This window comes from Paraburkholderia guartelaensis (genome assembly GCF_004353905.1).
GTDB lineage: Bacteria > Pseudomonadota > Gammaproteobacteria > Burkholderiales > Burkholderiaceae > Paraburkholderia > Paraburkholderia guartelaensis.
Genome location: NZ_SMOD01000014.1, coordinates 82,430 through 98,334, shown reverse-complemented (window position 1 = coordinate 98,334; position 15,905 = coordinate 82,430). Strand labels below are relative to the sequence as shown.

The following is a 15,905-nucleotide window of genomic DNA, read 5'->3' as shown; positions in this document are numbered from 1 at the left end:
CGTGCAACGTCTCCGTAGCTTGGGGGACCGCCATGATCCAGTACCACTCCACTCCCGATTCGCCCGTCGTCGAAATATCCGTCGAAGGCAAAATCACCGACCACGAACTGCGCGAAACCATCGAGCGCATGCGTGGTGATCTTGAACTGAACGGCAAGACCCGCGTGCTCGAACGCATCGAGCATTTCAGCGGTATCGAGCCGAAGGCGCTGTGGACCGACATGACACTCGGCGTCTCCTTAGCCCGCAAGGTCACACGCGCCGCGGTGGTGGCCGACGCGGGCTGGATTCGCGCCTCGATGCATTTGGCGCGATTCTTCACAAAGGCCGAAATCAAGGCGTTCCACACAAACGAGCTGGAACAGGCGCGAGCCTGGATCAACGCCTGAACGCCGATGAAAGACCTCAACGCCTTGCTGATCTTCACGAAAGTCGTCGAGGCAAGCAGCTTTTCCGAAGCGGCGCGACGCCTGAAGATGCCGACCTCCAGCGTGAGCCGCCGCATAGCCGCACTGGAGGATCAGCTTGGCGTGCGCCTGCTCGAACGTTCGACCCATCATCTGCGGCTGACCGACGTCGGAGCCGACGTGTTCGAACTCGCACGCCATACTGCCGAGGTGAGCGAGGCAGTCGACGACGTCATCTCCAATCGGCTGCCGGAAGTGTCCGGCAGCCTGCGTCTGTGCGCGCCGCCCAGCATCTCCGACTCGCTCGTCGCGCCGGTCGTCAGTGCGTTTCAGCAGGCGTATCCGAACGTGCGGGTGCACGCCTTCGTCACCGAACGCATCGTCGACCAGATGGCCGAGGACGTCGATATCGCGTTCAAGGTCGGCACCTTTACCGATCCGCCGCTCGCCGCCCGCAGGCTGCTGACGTACCGGCACCAGCTGGTCGCGAGCCCGGCCTACCTCGCCCGGCGCGAGCCGCCGCAAACGCCGCGCGATCTGCTCGATCACCGCCTGTTCGCGTTTTCCTTCTGGCGGCCGGACTACCGCTGGCGCTTCGTGCATGCGAATGGCCGCGATGCCGAAACGCTGTCCTTTCAGCCGGCTGTCGCGATGAACGACTACACGGGTCTCGTCGTGGCGTTGCTGGAAGGCTGCGGCATCGGCGAGCTGCCGCCCATCGTGCAGCCCGAACTCATGCGCAAAGGGCTGCTCGTCGAGGTCATGCCGGACTGGCGTCTGCCGGTGTTCGATCTGGCCATCGCCAACCTGCGCGATCGCTACGTGCCGCGGCAGGTCCGCATCTTCTGGGACTTCGCCGCGCGCATGGTGCCTGGCCTCTTTGCCTCATTGCCTGTGTGAAGCGCAGAACCGGCATGCCTTGCACCACCTCTGAAATGATCAGGATACCGATTCATTCTGATTGCACTCCAGCCGGGCGCATAGACGGCGCTTATTCCGGCAGATCGGGAAACAAACTTGGCGCCACTTCTATGGCGAAATCCTTGAACAGTCGGCACGGCTTCGAAATGTGCCGGTTGCCGAGATGGACGAGCGAAAGATTGAGCGTTTGCAGGCGCCAGCTCGGCATGACTTCGACGAGCTTGCCTTCGCGCACGAGATCGGGCCGCACGAGCGGCGGCAACTCGCCGATGCCGCCGCACGTCAGCAGCGCAGGCGCGAGACCGGCGAAATCGTTGATCGTGAAATACGGCTCAAAAGTGAGCGTCTCCTTGTCCCGCCCATTGCTGTGCACGAAGTTCCAGACGCTCTGCGGCTTCCATTGCGAGAAGGCCAGCAAGCGGTGCTCGAGCAGGTCGCGCGGCTGCTCCGGCGGCCGGCAGCCGCGCAAATAGGCCGGCGTCGCAACGAGCCGGTGCCGGTACGCGAGAAGGCGGCGTGCCACGAGCGAGGAGTCGCGCAACGCCCCGACACGCAGAACGAGGTCCACGCCGTCCGCGATGTGATCGACAAAGCGTTCGGTGACGAGCACCTGGATACGCACGTTCGGGTAGCGCTCCTGAAAGCCGATGACGAGCGGCGTCAGCAGCGTGCCGGCAATGCTCGGCGGGCACGACAGCCGCAACACGCCCGAGACGTCGGAGAGCCGGCTGGACACAACCTGGTCGATCGCCGCGCCGAGCTGGGCCGTGCGTGCGGCATGCTCGAACACTTCGCGCCCCAATTCGGTGAGCCGCAACGTGCGCGTGGACCGTTCGAGCAAACGCACGCCCAGCGCCCGCTCCAGCTCGGCGACGCGGCGGCTCACGGTCGAAACCGGCACGTCGAGAAGACGCGCAGCCGCGGAGAAGCTGCCCGCTTCGACGACTCTGGCGAACATCACGAGCGCGTTGAGGTCGACCATCGCTTTTCCATAAATGGAAAATTCATTGTGCGTCACCGTCGCGAAGCCTTACAAGCAACTGCGGCCGCGAAGTCACGGCGGCACACGGATCGGCCCGGCGACCGTCTTATTTTCCCGGAAATGAAAAACCGATTCCCGTTCCTTCGCCTAACGTGGAAAGAGCGGCTGCGATACCGTTCGTACGATCGAAAGAGCGTGAAGGAGCGAGGCCGCATGACGCGCGTTGAGGAATTCGTATGAATAAATTCTCCGACATGACCACGTTCGTGACGGTAGTGGATGCGGCGAGCTTTTCGGAAGCCGCGCGGCGGCTGGGGACCACCAAATCGATCGTCAGCGAGCGTATCCAGCAACTCGAAAAGCGGCTCGGATGCGCGCTTCTCGAGCGCGGACGCCCGCTGCGGATGACGCAGGCCGGGCTGGTGTTCTATGAGAGCGCGGCGCGCGTTCTGGAAGACGTGGAGCGCGCGGAAGAGTCCGTGCAGGACGCGCAGTCGAGCCTGGGCGGCACGTTCCGCATCGCCGTGCCGATGGCCTTCATGACGCGCCATCTCGCGCCGCTCCTTTCGAAGTTTGCGATGATGCATCCCAACCTGTGCCTCGACGTGGAAGCGCAGGATCGTGTCGTGAGCCTGCAGGATGGGCAATACGACATGGCGATCCGCATGGGCGAACTCTCGGACTCGAGCCTCGTCGCGCGGACCATCACGGTCAACCGTCATCTGATCTGTGCGAGCCCGGCTTATCTGGAGCGGCAGGGTACGCCCGCGCATCCTGGCGAGCTTGCGCAGCATGCCGGGCTCGTCTACTACAACCGCGAACCGAACGGCATGTGGAGCCTGCCGCTCGACGGCCGGCGCCAATCGTTCCGCATCGGCACGCGCATGCGCACCGACTCCGGGCACTTGCTGCTCGAAGGCGCACGCGCGGGGCTGGGTCTCGCGATCCTGCCCACCTTTCTTGCTGCCGGGCCGATGCTCGCGGGCGAGCTGGTCGCCGTGCTGCAGGCGTACTCCCCTTCTGGCGGGCAGATCTCCGCGGTCTATCGCAAGACCGTGCGCACGCCGCCGAAGATCCACGTGCTGATCGATTTTCTCGCCGACGAGATCGGCCACCCGTCGCGTTGGGACGCCGAACTGATGAAGGCTGGGCTGATCGGCGAGCACTCCCCTGCCCAGGGCCTGGCGTGAGTGTCAACCGTCCCTGAGCGCATCGTCGCGACGTTCGCCTCAACCGAACATCGGATTCGGCCCACGCTATCTGTTGCACACGCTCCGACGCGTCTATTGTTCAGGCCATCAGCAGGTTCTGAACGGAGTTCGCGATGCAATACGCCAATACAGCCATCGGTTCGCCACGCGGTTCGCGGGTCGCCGACGTCGTGATCGTGGGTGGCGGCTCGGCGGGCGCGGTGATGGCCTCGCGGCTGAGCGAGCGGATTCACCGCTCGGTGGTGCTGCTCGAAGCCGGCCCCACGTATCCGGCATGGTCCTATCCGCACGTCATCGCGAGCAGCGATACAGTGGGCGGCGACGCGGCGCACGACTGGGGATTCCAGAGCGACGCGGGCCATATCGGACATCCCGTCAATACGATCCGCGGCAAGGTGCTGGGCGGCAGCTCGGCAGTCAACGGCGCGGTCGCGATTCGGGCGCGGCCGCAGGACTTCGCGAACTGGAACCTGCCTGGCTGGCGTTATGAGGAGATGCTGCCGGCGTTCAAGCGCCTCGAGCGGCGCGATGCCGGTTGTGCAAAGCTGCACGGCCACGACGGACCGCTTCCCGTGCGGCAACTGACGTGCAGCGAAACGACACCGATGCAGCAGGCGTTCATTAACGCAGCGCTCGAAAACGGCTTTCGCCTGATCGACGACTTCGACGGCTCCGACGCACACGGCGTCGGCCCGTATCCGATGAACATCGTCAACGGCGTGCGAGTCAACACCGGCATGGCGTATCTGGGCGACCGTGTAAGAGCGCGAGACAACCTGCGCATTCGCTGCTGCGTGCTGGTCGACAAGGTGCTGTTCGACAACGGGCACGCGGTAGGCGTACGGCTTGCGGATGGAGAGGACGTGCACGCACGCGAAGTGATTCTGTGCGCAGGCACCTATGGCAGCGCGGCGATCCTGCTGCGCTCGGGAATCGGCGCGCGCGCCGATCTGGAAGCGCTGTCGATCCCGCAGATCGCGGATCTGCCGGTGGGACAGCGGCTCAAGGATCACCCGTTCTACTACAACGCGTACGCGGCGCGCCCGGAGCGAATCGGCAGGCAGTCGCCCGTAATTGGCGCGAAGCTATGGACCCACAGCTCGACCGCGAGAGCCGGCGATCTCGACCTGCACATCACGGCAACCCATTTGTTTGCGCATGACCAGAGCCCTACCGGTGTGGGCTTCGTGCTGGCGGTCGCACTCACGCGCCCCGAGTCGATCGGCTCGCTGCGCCTCGCGAGTCGCGATCCGAACGTACCGCCGCGCATCGACCTGAATTTTCTCGCGGAACCGATCGACCGGGCGCGCCTGCTCGAAGGCGTGAAGCTCGCGCGGCGGATCGGCCGTACCGCGCCGCTTTCGACGCTGATCGAAACGGAACTGGCGCCCGGCCCGACGGCGCAGAGCGACGAACAAATTTTCGCGTCGATCACGGCGACGCTCGACACGTATCACCACCCGACCTCGACCGCACCCATGGGGCCGGCCGGCGATTCACACGCGGTGGTCGATCCCGAAGGCCGCGTCCACGGGCTGGAAGGGCTGCGTGTCGTCGATGCATCGATTTTTCCGGATGCGATCTCAGTCGCCACCAACGTGACGACGATCGCCACCGCCGAACATATTGCCGAACGGTACTACGACTGAAGAGCACCACCACTCTGAGCGGAAGCGGCTCAATCCATCAATCAGGAGCACGAAATGAATGCAGCGGAAACAGCAGTCGACGAGGCACTGAAGCAATACGAGGCGGCGCTCAATGCGTCGGACACCGAGGCGGTCATGCGCCTCTATGCGGACGATGGCGTATTCATGCCACAGAACTTTCCGTCGAGCGTCGGCGCCGGGGCGATCCGGGGCGCGTACGACACCGTATTCGGCGCGATCCAGCTCACCGTGAAGTTCGCCGTGCAGGAGATCCGGCAGATCGGCGAAGGCTGGGTGCTGGCGCGCACCAACTCCGCGGGCACCGTGAGGGTTCACGCCACTGGCGCGGACACCCGCGAGGCGAATCAGGAGCTGTTCCTGTTCCAGAACGTGGGAGGCGCATGGAAGATCGCCCGCTACGCGTTCTCGACGATCAACCCGGCCTGAGGGCGAGGCATGCCATGAACGGTTCGACATCACTGGAACGAAGCGTCCCAAGCGCAACGAGCGTCCAGGGCGCATACGCGGCGTTCGCAACGCAGCAGCATGACGAACTCGCTACGATGCCCGACCCGCCGTCGAGCCGGGATCATCAGTTGCATCCGCTGCTGGCCGAATCCGACGTGCAGAAGATGCACCACTACGGCAAGGTCGTTTTTTATCCCGCAGGCGCACGTATGACGGAGACGGGCAAGGCGATACCGGGCATGTTCGTACTGCTCGCCGGACGCGCACGCGTTTCCCGTCGCGATGGCCTCGGGCGCACGCGGGTGCTGGTCGAACAGACGCCGATGCACACCGTGGGCGAGATCGGCCAGTTGTCGGGCTGCCCTTCCCTCGTCGATGTGCATGCGATCGACGACGTGACGGCGATCCTCATTGCGCCCGAGCGGCTGCGCAAGCTCCTGATCGACCAGGCCGAGCTTGGTGAACGCCTGATGCGCTCGATGATCCTGCGTCGCGTGCGCCTGATCGAGGGCGGCAGCGGCCCTGTCATCGTTGGGCACGAGGGCGACGCCCGCGTGGTCGCGCTGCAGGAATTTCTGGCGCGCAACTCGCATCCGCATGCGGTGATCAATACGTCGGACGCGCCCGAAAGCGCGGCCTGGCTGCGCCGCTTGACGCAATCCAGGCAGGACCTGCCGCTCGTCATTTGCCCCGACGGCACGGTGCTGCGCGCGCCCAGCGAAGCGCAACTCGCCTCCGAGCTGGGCTGGCTCTCGCATTTCGACGCCGAACGAGTGTACGACGTCGCCGTCGTCGGAGCGGGGCCATCCGGCCTCGCCACGGCAGTCTACGCGGCATCCGAAGGCCTCTCGGTTGCGGTGTTCGATGCGTGCGCGCCCGGCGGGCAGGCCGGCGCCAGCATGCGTATCGAAAACTATCTCGGCTTTCCTACCGGCATCACCGGCCAGGCACTGGCGGCACGCGCGTTCGTGCAGGCGCAGAAGTTCGGCGCGCACATCGTGATTCCGGCCCACGTCCGCTCGCTCGACTGCGGCGCTTCTCCGCGCGTGCTCACGTTCGACGATGGCCGTCGCGTGCAGTGTCACACCGTGGTGATCGCGACGGGCGCGACGTATCGCAAGCCGCGCATCGACGGGCTGGAAGCGTTCACCGGACGCGGCGTCTGCTACTGGGCCTCTCCGGTCGAGGCAGAGCTTTGCAAGGGCAAGGAAGTCGTTCTTGTCGGTGGCGGCAACTCGGCGGGACAGGCCATCGTGTATCTCGCCTCGCGGGTCGCGCACGTTCATGTGCTGGTGAGGGGCGAAGACCTCCAAGCGAGCATGTCGCGCTATCTGATCGAGCGAATCGGTGCGTTGCCGAACGTCACGCTGCACATGCGGACCGAAGCGACCGGCGTCGAGCAGCAGCGCGGGTCGATCACGGGCGTGCGTTGCTCCGGGCCCGACGGCAAGCGCACGTTGAACACCGCGCACCTCTTTTTCTTCACGGGCGCGACCCCGAACACGTCGTGGCTGCACGACTGCGGTGTCGCGACCGACGCAAAAGGCTTCGTGCTGACGGGTCCCACGCTTGACGCAAGCAACGGCGCTTGCGCCGGTCACGCGTCGCTCGAGACGAGTGTCCAGGGTGTGTTTGCGATTGGCGATGTGCGTTCAGGATCGATCAAGCGCGTCGCGGCGGCGGCCGGCGAAGGCGCCGCGGTGGTCGCACACATTCATGAATTTCTCGCGGACACGCGCAACAGTGCGCGCCACCGTGCCCTTTCCTGATGCGCGGCGTCTCGACACGCACATCGTTTCTGCAACTGGCTGGAGGAGTGAATCATGAAGCACCGTTTCGTCATCGGCTATGCCGTCACTATGCTTATCGCTGCGCTGCTTGCGCTGGGCGCTTCGGTAACGCTTGCCGCAGGCGCTGAGGACAGCATCCCCTACTCGTCCGACCCCGCGGCAAGCACCGCGCAGCACGAAGTGTACGACGTCGTGAACCGCTACCAGGCCGCTCTCAACGGGAAGGACACGCAAGCCATCGTCGGGCTCTTCGCAGACGACAGCGTGGCCGAGTGGAACAACAAGCGCACCTACTCGACGCGAGAACAGCGGATCTCCGGCTACAACGATTTGTTCAGGCTCGCGAATTTTTCAACGCACTTTGCCTACGATGCAATCAATGTCTACGGTGACACGGCGGTCGTGCGCACCCATCATCATGTGGGCGCGGCGGTAGTCGAAAACGGCAAGAAAGTGACGGACTACAACCGCGAAGTGTTCGTACTCCGCAAGATCGACGGCGAATGGAAGATCGTCTTGTACACGTTCAACACCGACCCGAAGCAAGGCGAAGGCTGATGACATTGCGGGCGATTTTCCGCGCACTGGCGCACAACTGTATGGATGGAGAATGACGATGTCGACAATGACGGCAGCAGTGATTCACGAGGCGGGCGGCCCGGACGTGCTCAAGCTGGAGACGCGTCCAATCCCCTCGCCGAAGCCAGGCGAGACACTGATCCGTGTGCGGGCGTTCGGACTCAACCGCTCTGAGCTGTTCACACGTCAGGGACTCTCACCCGGCGTGCGGTTTCCGCGTGTTCTGGGTATCGAGGCGGCAGGCACCGTCGAGGAAGCACCTGGCGGAGAGTTCGGCAAAGGCGACAAGGTCTTCACCGCCATGGGCGGCATGGGGCGAGATTTCGATGGCAGCTACGCCGAATATGCGTGCGTTCCGTCGAGCCAGGCCAAGAGGATCGAGAGCAGCTTGCCGTGGGATGTGCTCGGCGCAATGCCCGAGATGCTGCAGACGGCGTGGGGCGCACTTTTCAAGGCGCTCTCGCTCGAAAGCGGCGAACGCCTGCTCGTGCGGGGCGGCACCACCTCGGTGGGGCTCGCCGCAGCGGCGATTGCAAAGCAGAGCGGAGCATTCGTGATCTCGACGACACGCAATCCGGCGAAAGCCGACGCGCTGCGCGAGAACGGAGCCGATCAGGTGCTCATCGACACGGGCACCCTGGCCGACCAGTTGCGCGAGGTTTCGCCCGGCGGCGTCGACAAGGTGCTGGAACTGATCGGCACCACCACGCTGATGGACTCACTGCGTTGCGCCAAGCCCCAAGGCGTGGTCTGCATGGTCGGGATGGTAGGCAACAAATGGTCGTTCGACGACTTCAGCCCGATGGAGGCGATTCCCAGCACGGTTCGGCTCACCATTTACGACGGCGGCGCCGCCGACTTCATGGACACACCCTACATGAAGCTGCTTGAGCAGGTCGAGCGCGGCACGTTGCGGCTTCCCATCGGCAGGGTGTACCGGCTGGCTGAGATCGTCGAAGCGCACCGCGCGATGGAAGAGAACCGGGGCGGCGGGAAGATCGTGATATTGACGTGAGCGGCCACGGGCCACGGGTTTATCACGCGCCACAAAAAAACGGAACAAATTGTCCTCTCCGGCTGTTCTCCATTGGAGACCCGCTAAACGCGACTCGGACGCGAACCATAGCTGAAGCAATCAGGCAGACAATGTGTGGGAAGACATGCCGGGCAATGCAGATGTTATTGTCGTGGGAAGCGGGATAAACTCGCTCGTGTGCGCGGCTGTGCCGGCCCGGCCAACGTGTGTTCGTGATCGAGCGGAACGCCAAGCTGGGCGCGTGCATTCGCAGCGAAACGCTGTTTTCGGGCTATACGCACGACATCCTGTCCGCGTGGCATCCGCTCTTCGTTGGCAGTACAGCCTATGCGGCAATCTCAGTTGACGAGGCATCGACATGGTTACGGACCTTGCACGCTCCTGGTTGACCTACAGCGCTCCGGTGGCTGCCGCGCGGGCCGCCGGCCGCCCAATCGTGGCGCTGGAATCGACCATCATTGCCCACGGCATGCCCTACCCGGAGAACGTTCGCACCGCGCGCGAAGTGGAGGCCTTGATCCGTGACGCGGGCGCTGAGCCCGCGACTATCGCGCTGATCGGTGGGCGAATCCGCATCGGCCTGACGAACGACGAACTGGAACTGATCGGCCGCTCGGACCGGGTACATAAGGTCAGCCGCCGTGACCTGCCGGCCGTACTAGCTAGCGGCGGCCTCGGCGCCACGACCGTAGCTGGCACGATGATATGTGCCGCGTTGGCCGGCATCGAGGTCTTCGTCACCGGAGGCATTGGCGGCGTACACCGGGGTGCGCAGGAAACCTTCGACATCTCGGCCGACCTGCAGGAACTGGCGAAGACCTCGGTGGCGGTCATCTGTGCCGGTGCGAAGTCCATCCTGGACATCGGGCTCACACTGGAATACCTGGAAACCTACGGCGTGCCTGTCCTCAGTTGTGAACAGGACAATTTCGCGGCGTACTACATGCGCGACAGCGGCTTTCGCGCGGACTTCAGACTGGACGACCCGGCGGAGCAGGCACGGTTCATCCGCACCAAGTGGAACCTGGGCCTCGAGGGCGGTGTGGTGTTGAGCACTCCGGTGCCGGTAGCGGCAGCGATGACGTTCGAAGAGATCGACGCGCTGACTCAGCAGGCGCTCGACGAGGCCACTGCGAAGGGAATCACGGGTAAGGCTTTGACCCCCTTCCTGCTGGATCGCGTCAATGCGTTGACAGGCGGACGCAGCCTGGCGACAAACATCGCGATCGTGAAACACAATGCCGAGGTCGGGGCACGGCTGGCGCTGGCGTTGGCGCACATAGAGCGCGGGACAAGCGCGGCATAGTCATCGCAACGTCCGGTTGCCAATCACTGATCCGTCCCGGTCAGTCGTGACGCCCGGCCAAGGCAGCAAACACCGGCTGGCTCCCTACGCTCTCGCGCTCCAGCATTCTTGCGTACCAGGCTTGAAGTGCCTCGCACTCGGCAGGCACCGGTAGCTTCACAAGCGCCGCAAAGATCAACCCGCCGATGACGGTGATGTCGGCCATCGAGAAAGCCTCGCCGGCGACATAGGGTTGCGCTTTCAGAACGGCATCGAAGTAGCGCATACCCCTCAGCGCTTTGTCGCGTTGACGGAACCCCCACTCCGGGTTTTGATACGTCTCGACATTCGGGCCCAGTCCCGGCGTGCCGTGATGAAAATAGACACTGACGGCATCGAGCAGCTCCAACTCGGCGCGCTTGCTCATCATGTGGATCACGCCCTTTTCGCGCGGTGTGCTACCGGTGAGCGTGGGCGCGCCATCGAGCGCGTCGAGGTATTCGGTAATGGCGGTGCACTCGGCAATACAGGTTCCGTCATCGAGTTCGAGCACCGGCAGCGTACCCGAATAGTTCTTGTTGGCCATGAACGCGGGCTTTTTGTGCTCCCCCTTGTAGAGGTCGACCATCACGAACTGGACGCGCGATTGCAGCCCCTTTTCAGCCAGAGCGATGCGCACGCGTGTCGGATACGGCCCTGTCGGGAAGTCGTGGATCTTCATCATGGGTACCTGCGTTGCGTCGCAATCGACGGTATGGGAAGTCATTGCCGGGGCGCTCCGTAGTGGGTTGCATCGGATTGGGCGGCGTGAAGGCACATCGTCCGAAAACCTACCTAACGTTTGTTAGGTTAACCATAGAATGTACAATGCAGGGTGTCAACACCTATTTCCCGTTCACGGAGGCTGAAGCAGTGAGCAACGATGCGAGTTCGAACTCGAGGGAAAGAATCCTGGCGGCCGCCACGAGGCTCGCGCAGGCGCACGGCTACGGCGGTCTGAATTATCGCGATCTCGCGGACGAAGTGGGTATCAAGGCCGCGAGCATCTACCACCATTTCGAAAGCAAGGCCGATCTCGGCGCTGCGGTAGCGAGGCGTTACTGGGAGGACTCGGCGGCGGCTCTGGAAGACATGCTGGCCAGATCGCAGGATCCGCTGCGCTGCCTTCGCGACTATCCAGGCACATTCCGCAAGGCGCTTGAGACCGGCAATCGCATATGCCTATGCAGCTTCATGGCCGCCGAAACTGACGACCTGCCGGAAGTCGTGATGAAAGAAGTCCGGACCTTTGCTGACGTGAATGTGGCGTGGCTGAGCAAGGTTCTGTCCGCAGCGGCCGTGGTCGGTCCCCGGGAGAGCAAACAGCGGGCTCGCGCTATCTTCGCTGCGATCGCCGGCGCTCAGCTCATCGCGAGAAGCCGCTCCGATATCGCTCTCTATGACGCACTCATCGAAAGCTATCGAAAAGCCGGCCTTTTGCCTACGTAGCAGTGCAACGGTCCATGAGCGTGCTTCTCTGTCGCGTAGGCGATTTGGCCAGACTCCGAAACGGGCCTGACCGCGATAAGGCGTGTCATGAAAGCCGGGGGCACAGTCGCGATCGGTTTCACCACCTATTCGGGCCAACAGACTGGTGGATTGATCGAACGACTAACAGCTGCTGGCTTCGTCGAAGCGAGGCTTGTCGAAACAGTGAAGGCTTTTTGCGTGCTCGCCGTCAAACCGTGAACGAACCGATTTCAAGGGCGAGTATGACGACATCGGCAAACCGACGTCGACGGATGGCAAGGCGCTTCGTCGCAAGAAGCACTGCGCTCAGATAATCGAGTCATTCGGCCGCGCGGCCGGTCTCCGCATACCGGACCGCGCGCCGCGAACTTCAGTCGAGCCCACCCTGGCACAGATACTTGATGCTGAGGTAGTCGTCGAGGCCATACTTCGAGCCTTCGCGACCATAGCCAGATTCCTTTACGCCGCCGAAAGGCGCCGCTTCGCTGGCCACGGCGCCTTCATTGATGCCGACGATACCGACTTCCAGCTTTCGCGCCACGCGATCGATTCGGCGCACGTCGTTGGTGTAGAAGTAAGCAGCGAGACCAAAAGGCGTATCGTTGGCAACCCTAATGACGTCATTCTCATCCGTGAAGCGGAACAATGGCGCAACAGGACCGAACGTTTCCTCGCAGCACAGCACCATCGCGTCGGTCGCGTCGGCGAGCACGGTGGGCGCGTAGTAGTTCGGTCCCAGTTCGCGAAGCCGCTTGCCGCCCGTGAGCACGCGCGCGCCATTCGCCACGGCATCCTCGACGTGCTTCGCGATCTTGTCGATCGCACGCTCGTTGATCATCGGGCCGATCTGCGCCTTCGGGTCCGTTGCGGGTCCCACGTGAAGCTCAGCGACGCGCCGCGCGAGCAGATCTCCGAATCGTTCGTACACCGACTCATGCACGTAGATGCGGTTCGGGCACACGCAGGTCTGGCCGCCGTTGCGGAACTTGGCTGCCATCAGGCCGTTGACGGCCGCATCGAGGTCGGCGTCCTCGAACACGATAAACGGCGCGTTGCCACCCAGTTCCAGCGAGAGCTTTTTGAGCGTGCCCGCCGATTCGCGCGCCAGATGCTTGCCCACTGCCGTCGAGCCCGTGAAGGTGATCTTGCGCACGCGGTCGTCGGCGAGCCAGTCGGCAACAGCGGCGATGCCTTCGTCCCGCGCGGCCGAGATCATGTTGAGCACGCCGTCGGGCAAGCCCGCTTCCTGCGCAAGCGCGGCTAGCGCGAGCGCCGTGAGCGGCGTGTCCTCGGCGGGCTTCGCCACGACCGTGCAGCCGGCCGCGAGCGCCGGGGCGATCTTGCGCGCGATCATCGCGAGCGGGAAATTCCACGGCGTGATCGCGGCTACCACGCCAATCGGCTCCTTGATCGCGCTCATGCGCTTGCCGCGCTGTGTCTGCGGAATGATGTCGCCGTAGATCTTCGTCGCCTCTTCGGCGAACCACGCGACGTACGACGCACCATATGCGACCTCGCCGCGCGCCTCCGCGAGCGGCTTGCCCTGCTCCATCGACATGAGGCGCGCCAGATCCTCGGTGTTCTCGATGATGAGCGCGTGCCAGCGGTTGAGCACGTGCGCCCGCTCGCGGGGCAGCTTGTCGCGCCAGGCGGGCAACGCGCGGCTCGCGGCATCAGTCGCCGCGCGGGCGTCGGCAGCGCTGCTGTTGGCTACCTGCGCGAGCGTGTCCTGCGTCGCCGGATTCGTCACGGCGTAACGGTTGCCACCGGCGGCGGCGATCCACTTGCCGTCGATGAAATTATCTTGTCGAAGCAGTTCGCCTCGCGTCAACTCCAAACTCACTGCGTGCTCCTTTCTACAAGGGATATCGTGATCCGTTGAACCGTCGCGACGGGTCTGACCGGCGAACCGGCCGCGCGCGGCACTATTCTGCCGTGCGCACGTCCGCGAAATCGCGCGCGAGCTTGCGTGCCGCGTTCGCGAACATCAGGATGTCCACGCCCGTCGCGACGAACGTGCAGCCGAGTTCGAGGTAATGACGCGCAAGCGCCGGGTCGGACGTGAGTGTGCCCGCCGCCTTGCCCGACGCGACGATCGTGCGAATCGCGCCGTCGATCGCCTGCTGCACTTCGGGATGCGTGGCCTTGCCGCGATAGCCCATCGATGCCGCGAGATCGGCCGGCCCAATGAACACGCCGTCCACGCCGTCTACCGCGCAGATCGATTCGAGGTTGCCCAGCGCCGTCGTCGTTTCGGCTTGCACGAGCAAGCACACTTCGTCATCCGAAATATCGAGGTAGTCGGTACGCAGGCTCCAGCGCGACGCGCGGCCCACGGCGCTGCCGACGCCGCGAATGCCATGCGGCGGATAGCGCACGGCGGAGACGAGCGCGCGTGCTTCGTCGGCGGTATCGACCATCGGCACGAGCAGATTGCGCGCGCCGATATCGAGCAACCGCTTGAGCAGCGCCGGATCGCCATTCACGGGGCGCACGACCGGCTCGCCCGGGTAGGCCGCCACGGCCTGCAGTTGCGCGAGGATCGTGCGCAGCTCGTTGGGTGCGTGCTCGCTGTCGATGAGGAGCCAGTCGAAGCCCGCCGTCGCACTCACTTCCGCGAGATACGGATCGGCCATGGAAAGCCAGAAGCCGACTTGCTTTCTGCGCGCGGCGAGCGCCGCCTTGAACGGATTAAGCCCTGACGTCTGCGGGTTCATGAATGCGTGTCTCCTGTGAGGGGTCGCCGAATTGAATGGGTTCCACCTTCCCGAGGAGGAACAGATAGTTGACGATCGCAATGCCGATCAGCGCCGCCGAGAACAGCAGCGCGGCAACGAACGAGCCGGTCGCGCCGACGATGGCGCCCGTGACGATCGGGCCGACCACACCGCCGAGATTCGACACCGAGTTTTGCAGGCCCGCGATCATCGAAACCGCATTGGGCGGCGCGACGTCGCCGGGCAGCGCCCACACCTGCGAGGCCGCGACCGTGGTGCCGGACTTCGCGATGCACAGCAGCAGCACCGCCACGAGCGCCGAATGCGCGAACGCCGCGAAACCGATGCTCGACGCCATCACGAGCCCGATCACGAGAAAGAGCTTGCGCGTTGCCGTGAGAGAGAGCTTGCCGCTCGCGAATACGCGATCCGAAGCCCAGCCCGCGAAAATCTCGACGACGATCGACACGAGCAGCGGCAACGAGGCCATCCAGCCCATTTGCAGCACGCTCATGCCGCGCTCCTTCATCAAATACGTGGGCAGCCACGTGATGAAGAAGTACGAGTTGTAATTGATCATGAAAAAGCCGATGCACATCGCCCACACATTGCGGTGCGCAAGCAGCTTGCGCCACGGCGGACGCACGGGCGGCTGCGCGCTGTGCACGCCTCTATCGCTTTCGATGTGCGCGAGTTCCGCCGCATTCACGCGCCGATGATCGGCGGGGGAATCGGTGAAGCTCACTAACCACACGACGAACCACACAATGCCGAGCAGGCCAGTGAGCACGAAGGTCATCTTCCAGTCGAACGCGGCCAGCATCCACGCGATCAGCGGCAAAGCGATCGCGCCGCCCAGCTTCGAGCCGCTGTCGAAAATGCCCGCGACGGTCGCGCGCTCCCTGCGCGGAAACCATCGCGTGGCGATGCCAGCGTTGCTCGGGTATGCACCCGCCTCGCCCACGCCCAGCGCCACGCGCAACCCGACGAGCGAGCGAAAACCGCTCGCGAGGCCCGTCATCGCCGTCGCGAGCGACCACCAGAGCACTGCGAAACCCAGCACCTTCTTCTGGCCCAGGCGATCGGCGAGCAAGCCCGCGGGCAATTGCAGCAGCGCATATGACCAGAAGAACGCCGACATGACGATGCCCATCTGCATCGCGTCGAGATGAAACTCCGACTGAATTTTCGGGGCCGCCGCCGAGAGCACCGTGCGATCGATATAGTTGATCGCGATCGCGGCCCACATGAGGCCCGCGACCCACCAGCGCATCTTCGAGCGGCCATGCCGTTGTGCAGATTCGAGCATCTGCTGTCTCCCTACCTGTTCTATTGATACCGATTCAAGGCG

16 protein-coding genes are annotated in these 15,905 nt (G+C 64.0%); 11 read left to right on the top strand and 5 right to left on the bottom strand.

The genetic code is table 11. The features are described from left to right. The first annotated feature begins 32 nt into the window (after window positions 1-32). Together E1N52_RS19745 and E1N52_RS19740 are read left to right on the top strand one after the other, a co-directional pair. A complete protein-coding gene (locus E1N52_RS19745) occupies window positions 33-389 on the top strand; it encodes a SpoIIAA family protein (RefSeq protein WP_133184416.1) in 357 nt (118 codons plus the stop codon). A gap of 6 nt (window positions 390-395) precedes the next feature. Then, a complete protein-coding gene (locus tag E1N52_RS19740) occupies window positions 396-1,307 on the top strand; it encodes a LysR family transcriptional regulator (protein WP_133184415.1) in 912 nt (303 codons plus the stop codon). A 91-nt stretch (window positions 1,308-1,398) separates the two neighbouring features. Here E1N52_RS19740 and E1N52_RS19735 read toward each other — a convergent pair whose 3' ends face one another. Then, a complete protein-coding gene (locus tag E1N52_RS19735; RefSeq protein WP_133184414.1) occupies window positions 1,399-2,310 on the bottom strand; it encodes a LysR family transcriptional regulator in 912 nt (303 codons plus the stop codon). Between the two features lie 236 nt (window positions 2,311-2,546). Between E1N52_RS19735 and E1N52_RS19730 the strand changes: the two genes are divergently transcribed. The 7 genes from E1N52_RS19730 (at window position 2,547) to E1N52_RS19695 (ending at window position 10,349) form a co-directional block, all read left to right on the top strand. Continuing rightward, entirely contained in the window at window positions 2,547-3,500 is a 954-nt protein-coding gene (locus tag E1N52_RS19730) for a LysR family transcriptional regulator (RefSeq protein ID WP_133184413.1), read from the top strand. 134 nt (window positions 3,501-3,634) lie between these two features. Beyond that, window positions 3,635-5,170: a GMC family oxidoreductase gene (locus E1N52_RS19725; RefSeq protein WP_133184412.1), complete on the top strand. Its 1,536-nt coding sequence runs from the start codon at window positions 3,635-3,637 to the stop codon at window positions 5,168-5,170. A gap of 54 nt (window positions 5,171-5,224) precedes the next feature. After that, a complete protein-coding gene (locus tag E1N52_RS19720) occupies window positions 5,225-5,617 on the top strand; it encodes a YybH family protein (RefSeq protein ID WP_133184411.1) in 393 nt (130 codons plus the stop codon). A gap of 14 nt (window positions 5,618-5,631) precedes the next feature. Further along, window positions 5,632-7,407 carry an FAD-dependent oxidoreductase gene (locus E1N52_RS19715; protein WP_133184410.1) on the top strand — a complete coding sequence of 592 codons (1,776 nt, stop codon included), beginning with the start codon at window positions 5,632-5,634 and terminating at the stop codon, window positions 7,405-7,407. Window positions 7,408-7,461: 54 nt separating this feature from the next. After that, window positions 7,462-7,986 carry a YybH family protein gene (locus E1N52_RS19710; protein ID WP_133184409.1) on the top strand — a complete coding sequence of 175 codons (525 nt, stop codon included), beginning with the start codon at window positions 7,462-7,464 and terminating at the stop codon, window positions 7,984-7,986. 58 nt (window positions 7,987-8,044) lie between these two features. Continuing rightward, the gene (locus tag E1N52_RS19705) at window positions 8,045-9,022 is read left to right on the top strand and encodes a zinc-binding alcohol dehydrogenase family protein (RefSeq protein WP_133184408.1); all 978 of its coding nucleotides are present in this window, start codon (window positions 8,045-8,047) and stop codon (window positions 9,020-9,022) included. Window positions 9,023-9,401: 379 nt separating this feature from the next. Then, entirely contained in the window at window positions 9,402-10,349 is a 948-nt protein-coding gene (locus E1N52_RS19695) for a pseudouridine-5'-phosphate glycosidase (RefSeq protein ID WP_133184407.1), read from the top strand. Between the two features lie 40 nt (window positions 10,350-10,389). Here E1N52_RS19695 and E1N52_RS19690 read toward each other — a convergent pair whose 3' ends face one another. Beyond that, window positions 10,390-11,094, bottom strand: coding sequence for a glutathione S-transferase (locus E1N52_RS19690; protein WP_133184406.1), 705 nt, complete (start codon window positions 11,092-11,094; stop codon window positions 10,390-10,392). Between the two features lie 146 nt (window positions 11,095-11,240). Between E1N52_RS19690 and E1N52_RS19685 the strand changes: the two genes are divergently transcribed. Both E1N52_RS19685 and E1N52_RS19680 read left to right on the top strand, forming a co-directional pair. Next, window positions 11,241-11,816: a TetR/AcrR family transcriptional regulator gene (locus tag E1N52_RS19685; protein ID WP_205965638.1), complete on the top strand. Its 576-nt coding sequence runs from the start codon at window positions 11,241-11,243 to the stop codon at window positions 11,814-11,816. An 87-nt stretch (window positions 11,817-11,903) separates the two neighbouring features. Continuing rightward, entirely contained in the window at window positions 11,904-12,056 is a 153-nt protein-coding gene (locus E1N52_RS19680) for a hypothetical protein (protein ID WP_205965633.1), read from the top strand. A gap of 151 nt (window positions 12,057-12,207) precedes the next feature. On the opposite strand, the gene E1N52_RS19675 is transcribed toward E1N52_RS19680, so the two are convergent. From E1N52_RS19675 to E1N52_RS19665, 3 genes are all read right to left on the bottom strand, one after another. Further along, a complete protein-coding gene (locus tag E1N52_RS19675; protein WP_133184404.1) occupies window positions 12,208-13,680 on the bottom strand; it encodes an NAD-dependent succinate-semialdehyde dehydrogenase in 1,473 nt (490 codons plus the stop codon). An 82-nt stretch (window positions 13,681-13,762) separates the two neighbouring features. Further along, complete coding sequence (hpaI, locus tag E1N52_RS19670) at window positions 13,763-14,554, bottom strand: 4-hydroxy-2-oxoheptanedioate aldolase (RefSeq protein WP_133184403.1); 792 nt, start codon at window positions 14,552-14,554, stop codon at window positions 13,763-13,765. Further along, window positions 14,529-15,863 (bottom strand): MFS transporter, encoded by a 1,335-nt coding sequence (locus E1N52_RS19665; protein WP_133184402.1) that lies wholly within the window; start codon window positions 15,861-15,863, stop codon window positions 14,529-14,531. The genes hpaI and E1N52_RS19665 overlap by 26 nt, the downstream gene beginning before the upstream one ends. Between the last annotated feature and the right edge of the window lie 42 nt (window positions 15,864-15,905).

Coding starts and splice junctions, on each gene's coding strand:
- E1N52_RS19715 (WP_133184410.1), top strand. CDS start 5,632: ATGAACGGTTCGACATCACTGGAACGAAGCGTCCCAAGCGCAACGAGC.
- hpaI (WP_133184403.1), bottom strand. CDS start 14,554: ATGAACCCGCAGACGTCAGGGCTTAATCCGTTCAAGGCGGCGCTCGCC.
- E1N52_RS19680 (WP_205965633.1), top strand. CDS start 11,904: ATGAAAGCCGGGGGCACAGTCGCGATCGGTTTCACCACCTATTCGGGC.
- E1N52_RS19740 (WP_133184415.1), top strand. CDS start 396: ATGAAAGACCTCAACGCCTTGCTGATCTTCACGAAAGTCGTCGAGGCA.
- E1N52_RS19735 (WP_133184414.1), bottom strand. CDS start 2,310: ATGGTCGACCTCAACGCGCTCGTGATGTTCGCCAGAGTCGTCGAAGCG.
- E1N52_RS19730 (WP_133184413.1), top strand. CDS start 2,547: ATGAATAAATTCTCCGACATGACCACGTTCGTGACGGTAGTGGATGCG.
- E1N52_RS19690 (WP_133184406.1), bottom strand. CDS start 11,094: ATGACTTCCCATACCGTCGATTGCGACGCAACGCAGGTACCCATGATG.
- E1N52_RS19665 (WP_133184402.1), bottom strand. CDS start 15,863: ATGCTCGAATCTGCACAACGGCATGGCCGCTCGAAGATGCGCTGGTGG.
- E1N52_RS19725 (WP_133184412.1), top strand. CDS start 3,635: ATGCAATACGCCAATACAGCCATCGGTTCGCCACGCGGTTCGCGGGTC.
- E1N52_RS19710 (WP_133184409.1), top strand. CDS start 7,462: ATGAAGCACCGTTTCGTCATCGGCTATGCCGTCACTATGCTTATCGCT.
- E1N52_RS19745 (WP_133184416.1), top strand. CDS start 33: ATGATCCAGTACCACTCCACTCCCGATTCGCCCGTCGTCGAAATATCC.
- E1N52_RS19720 (WP_133184411.1), top strand. CDS start 5,225: ATGAATGCAGCGGAAACAGCAGTCGACGAGGCACTGAAGCAATACGAG.
- E1N52_RS19705 (WP_133184408.1), top strand. CDS start 8,045: ATGTCGACAATGACGGCAGCAGTGATTCACGAGGCGGGCGGCCCGGAC.
- E1N52_RS19695 (WP_133184407.1), top strand. CDS start 9,402: ATGGTTACGGACCTTGCACGCTCCTGGTTGACCTACAGCGCTCCGGTG.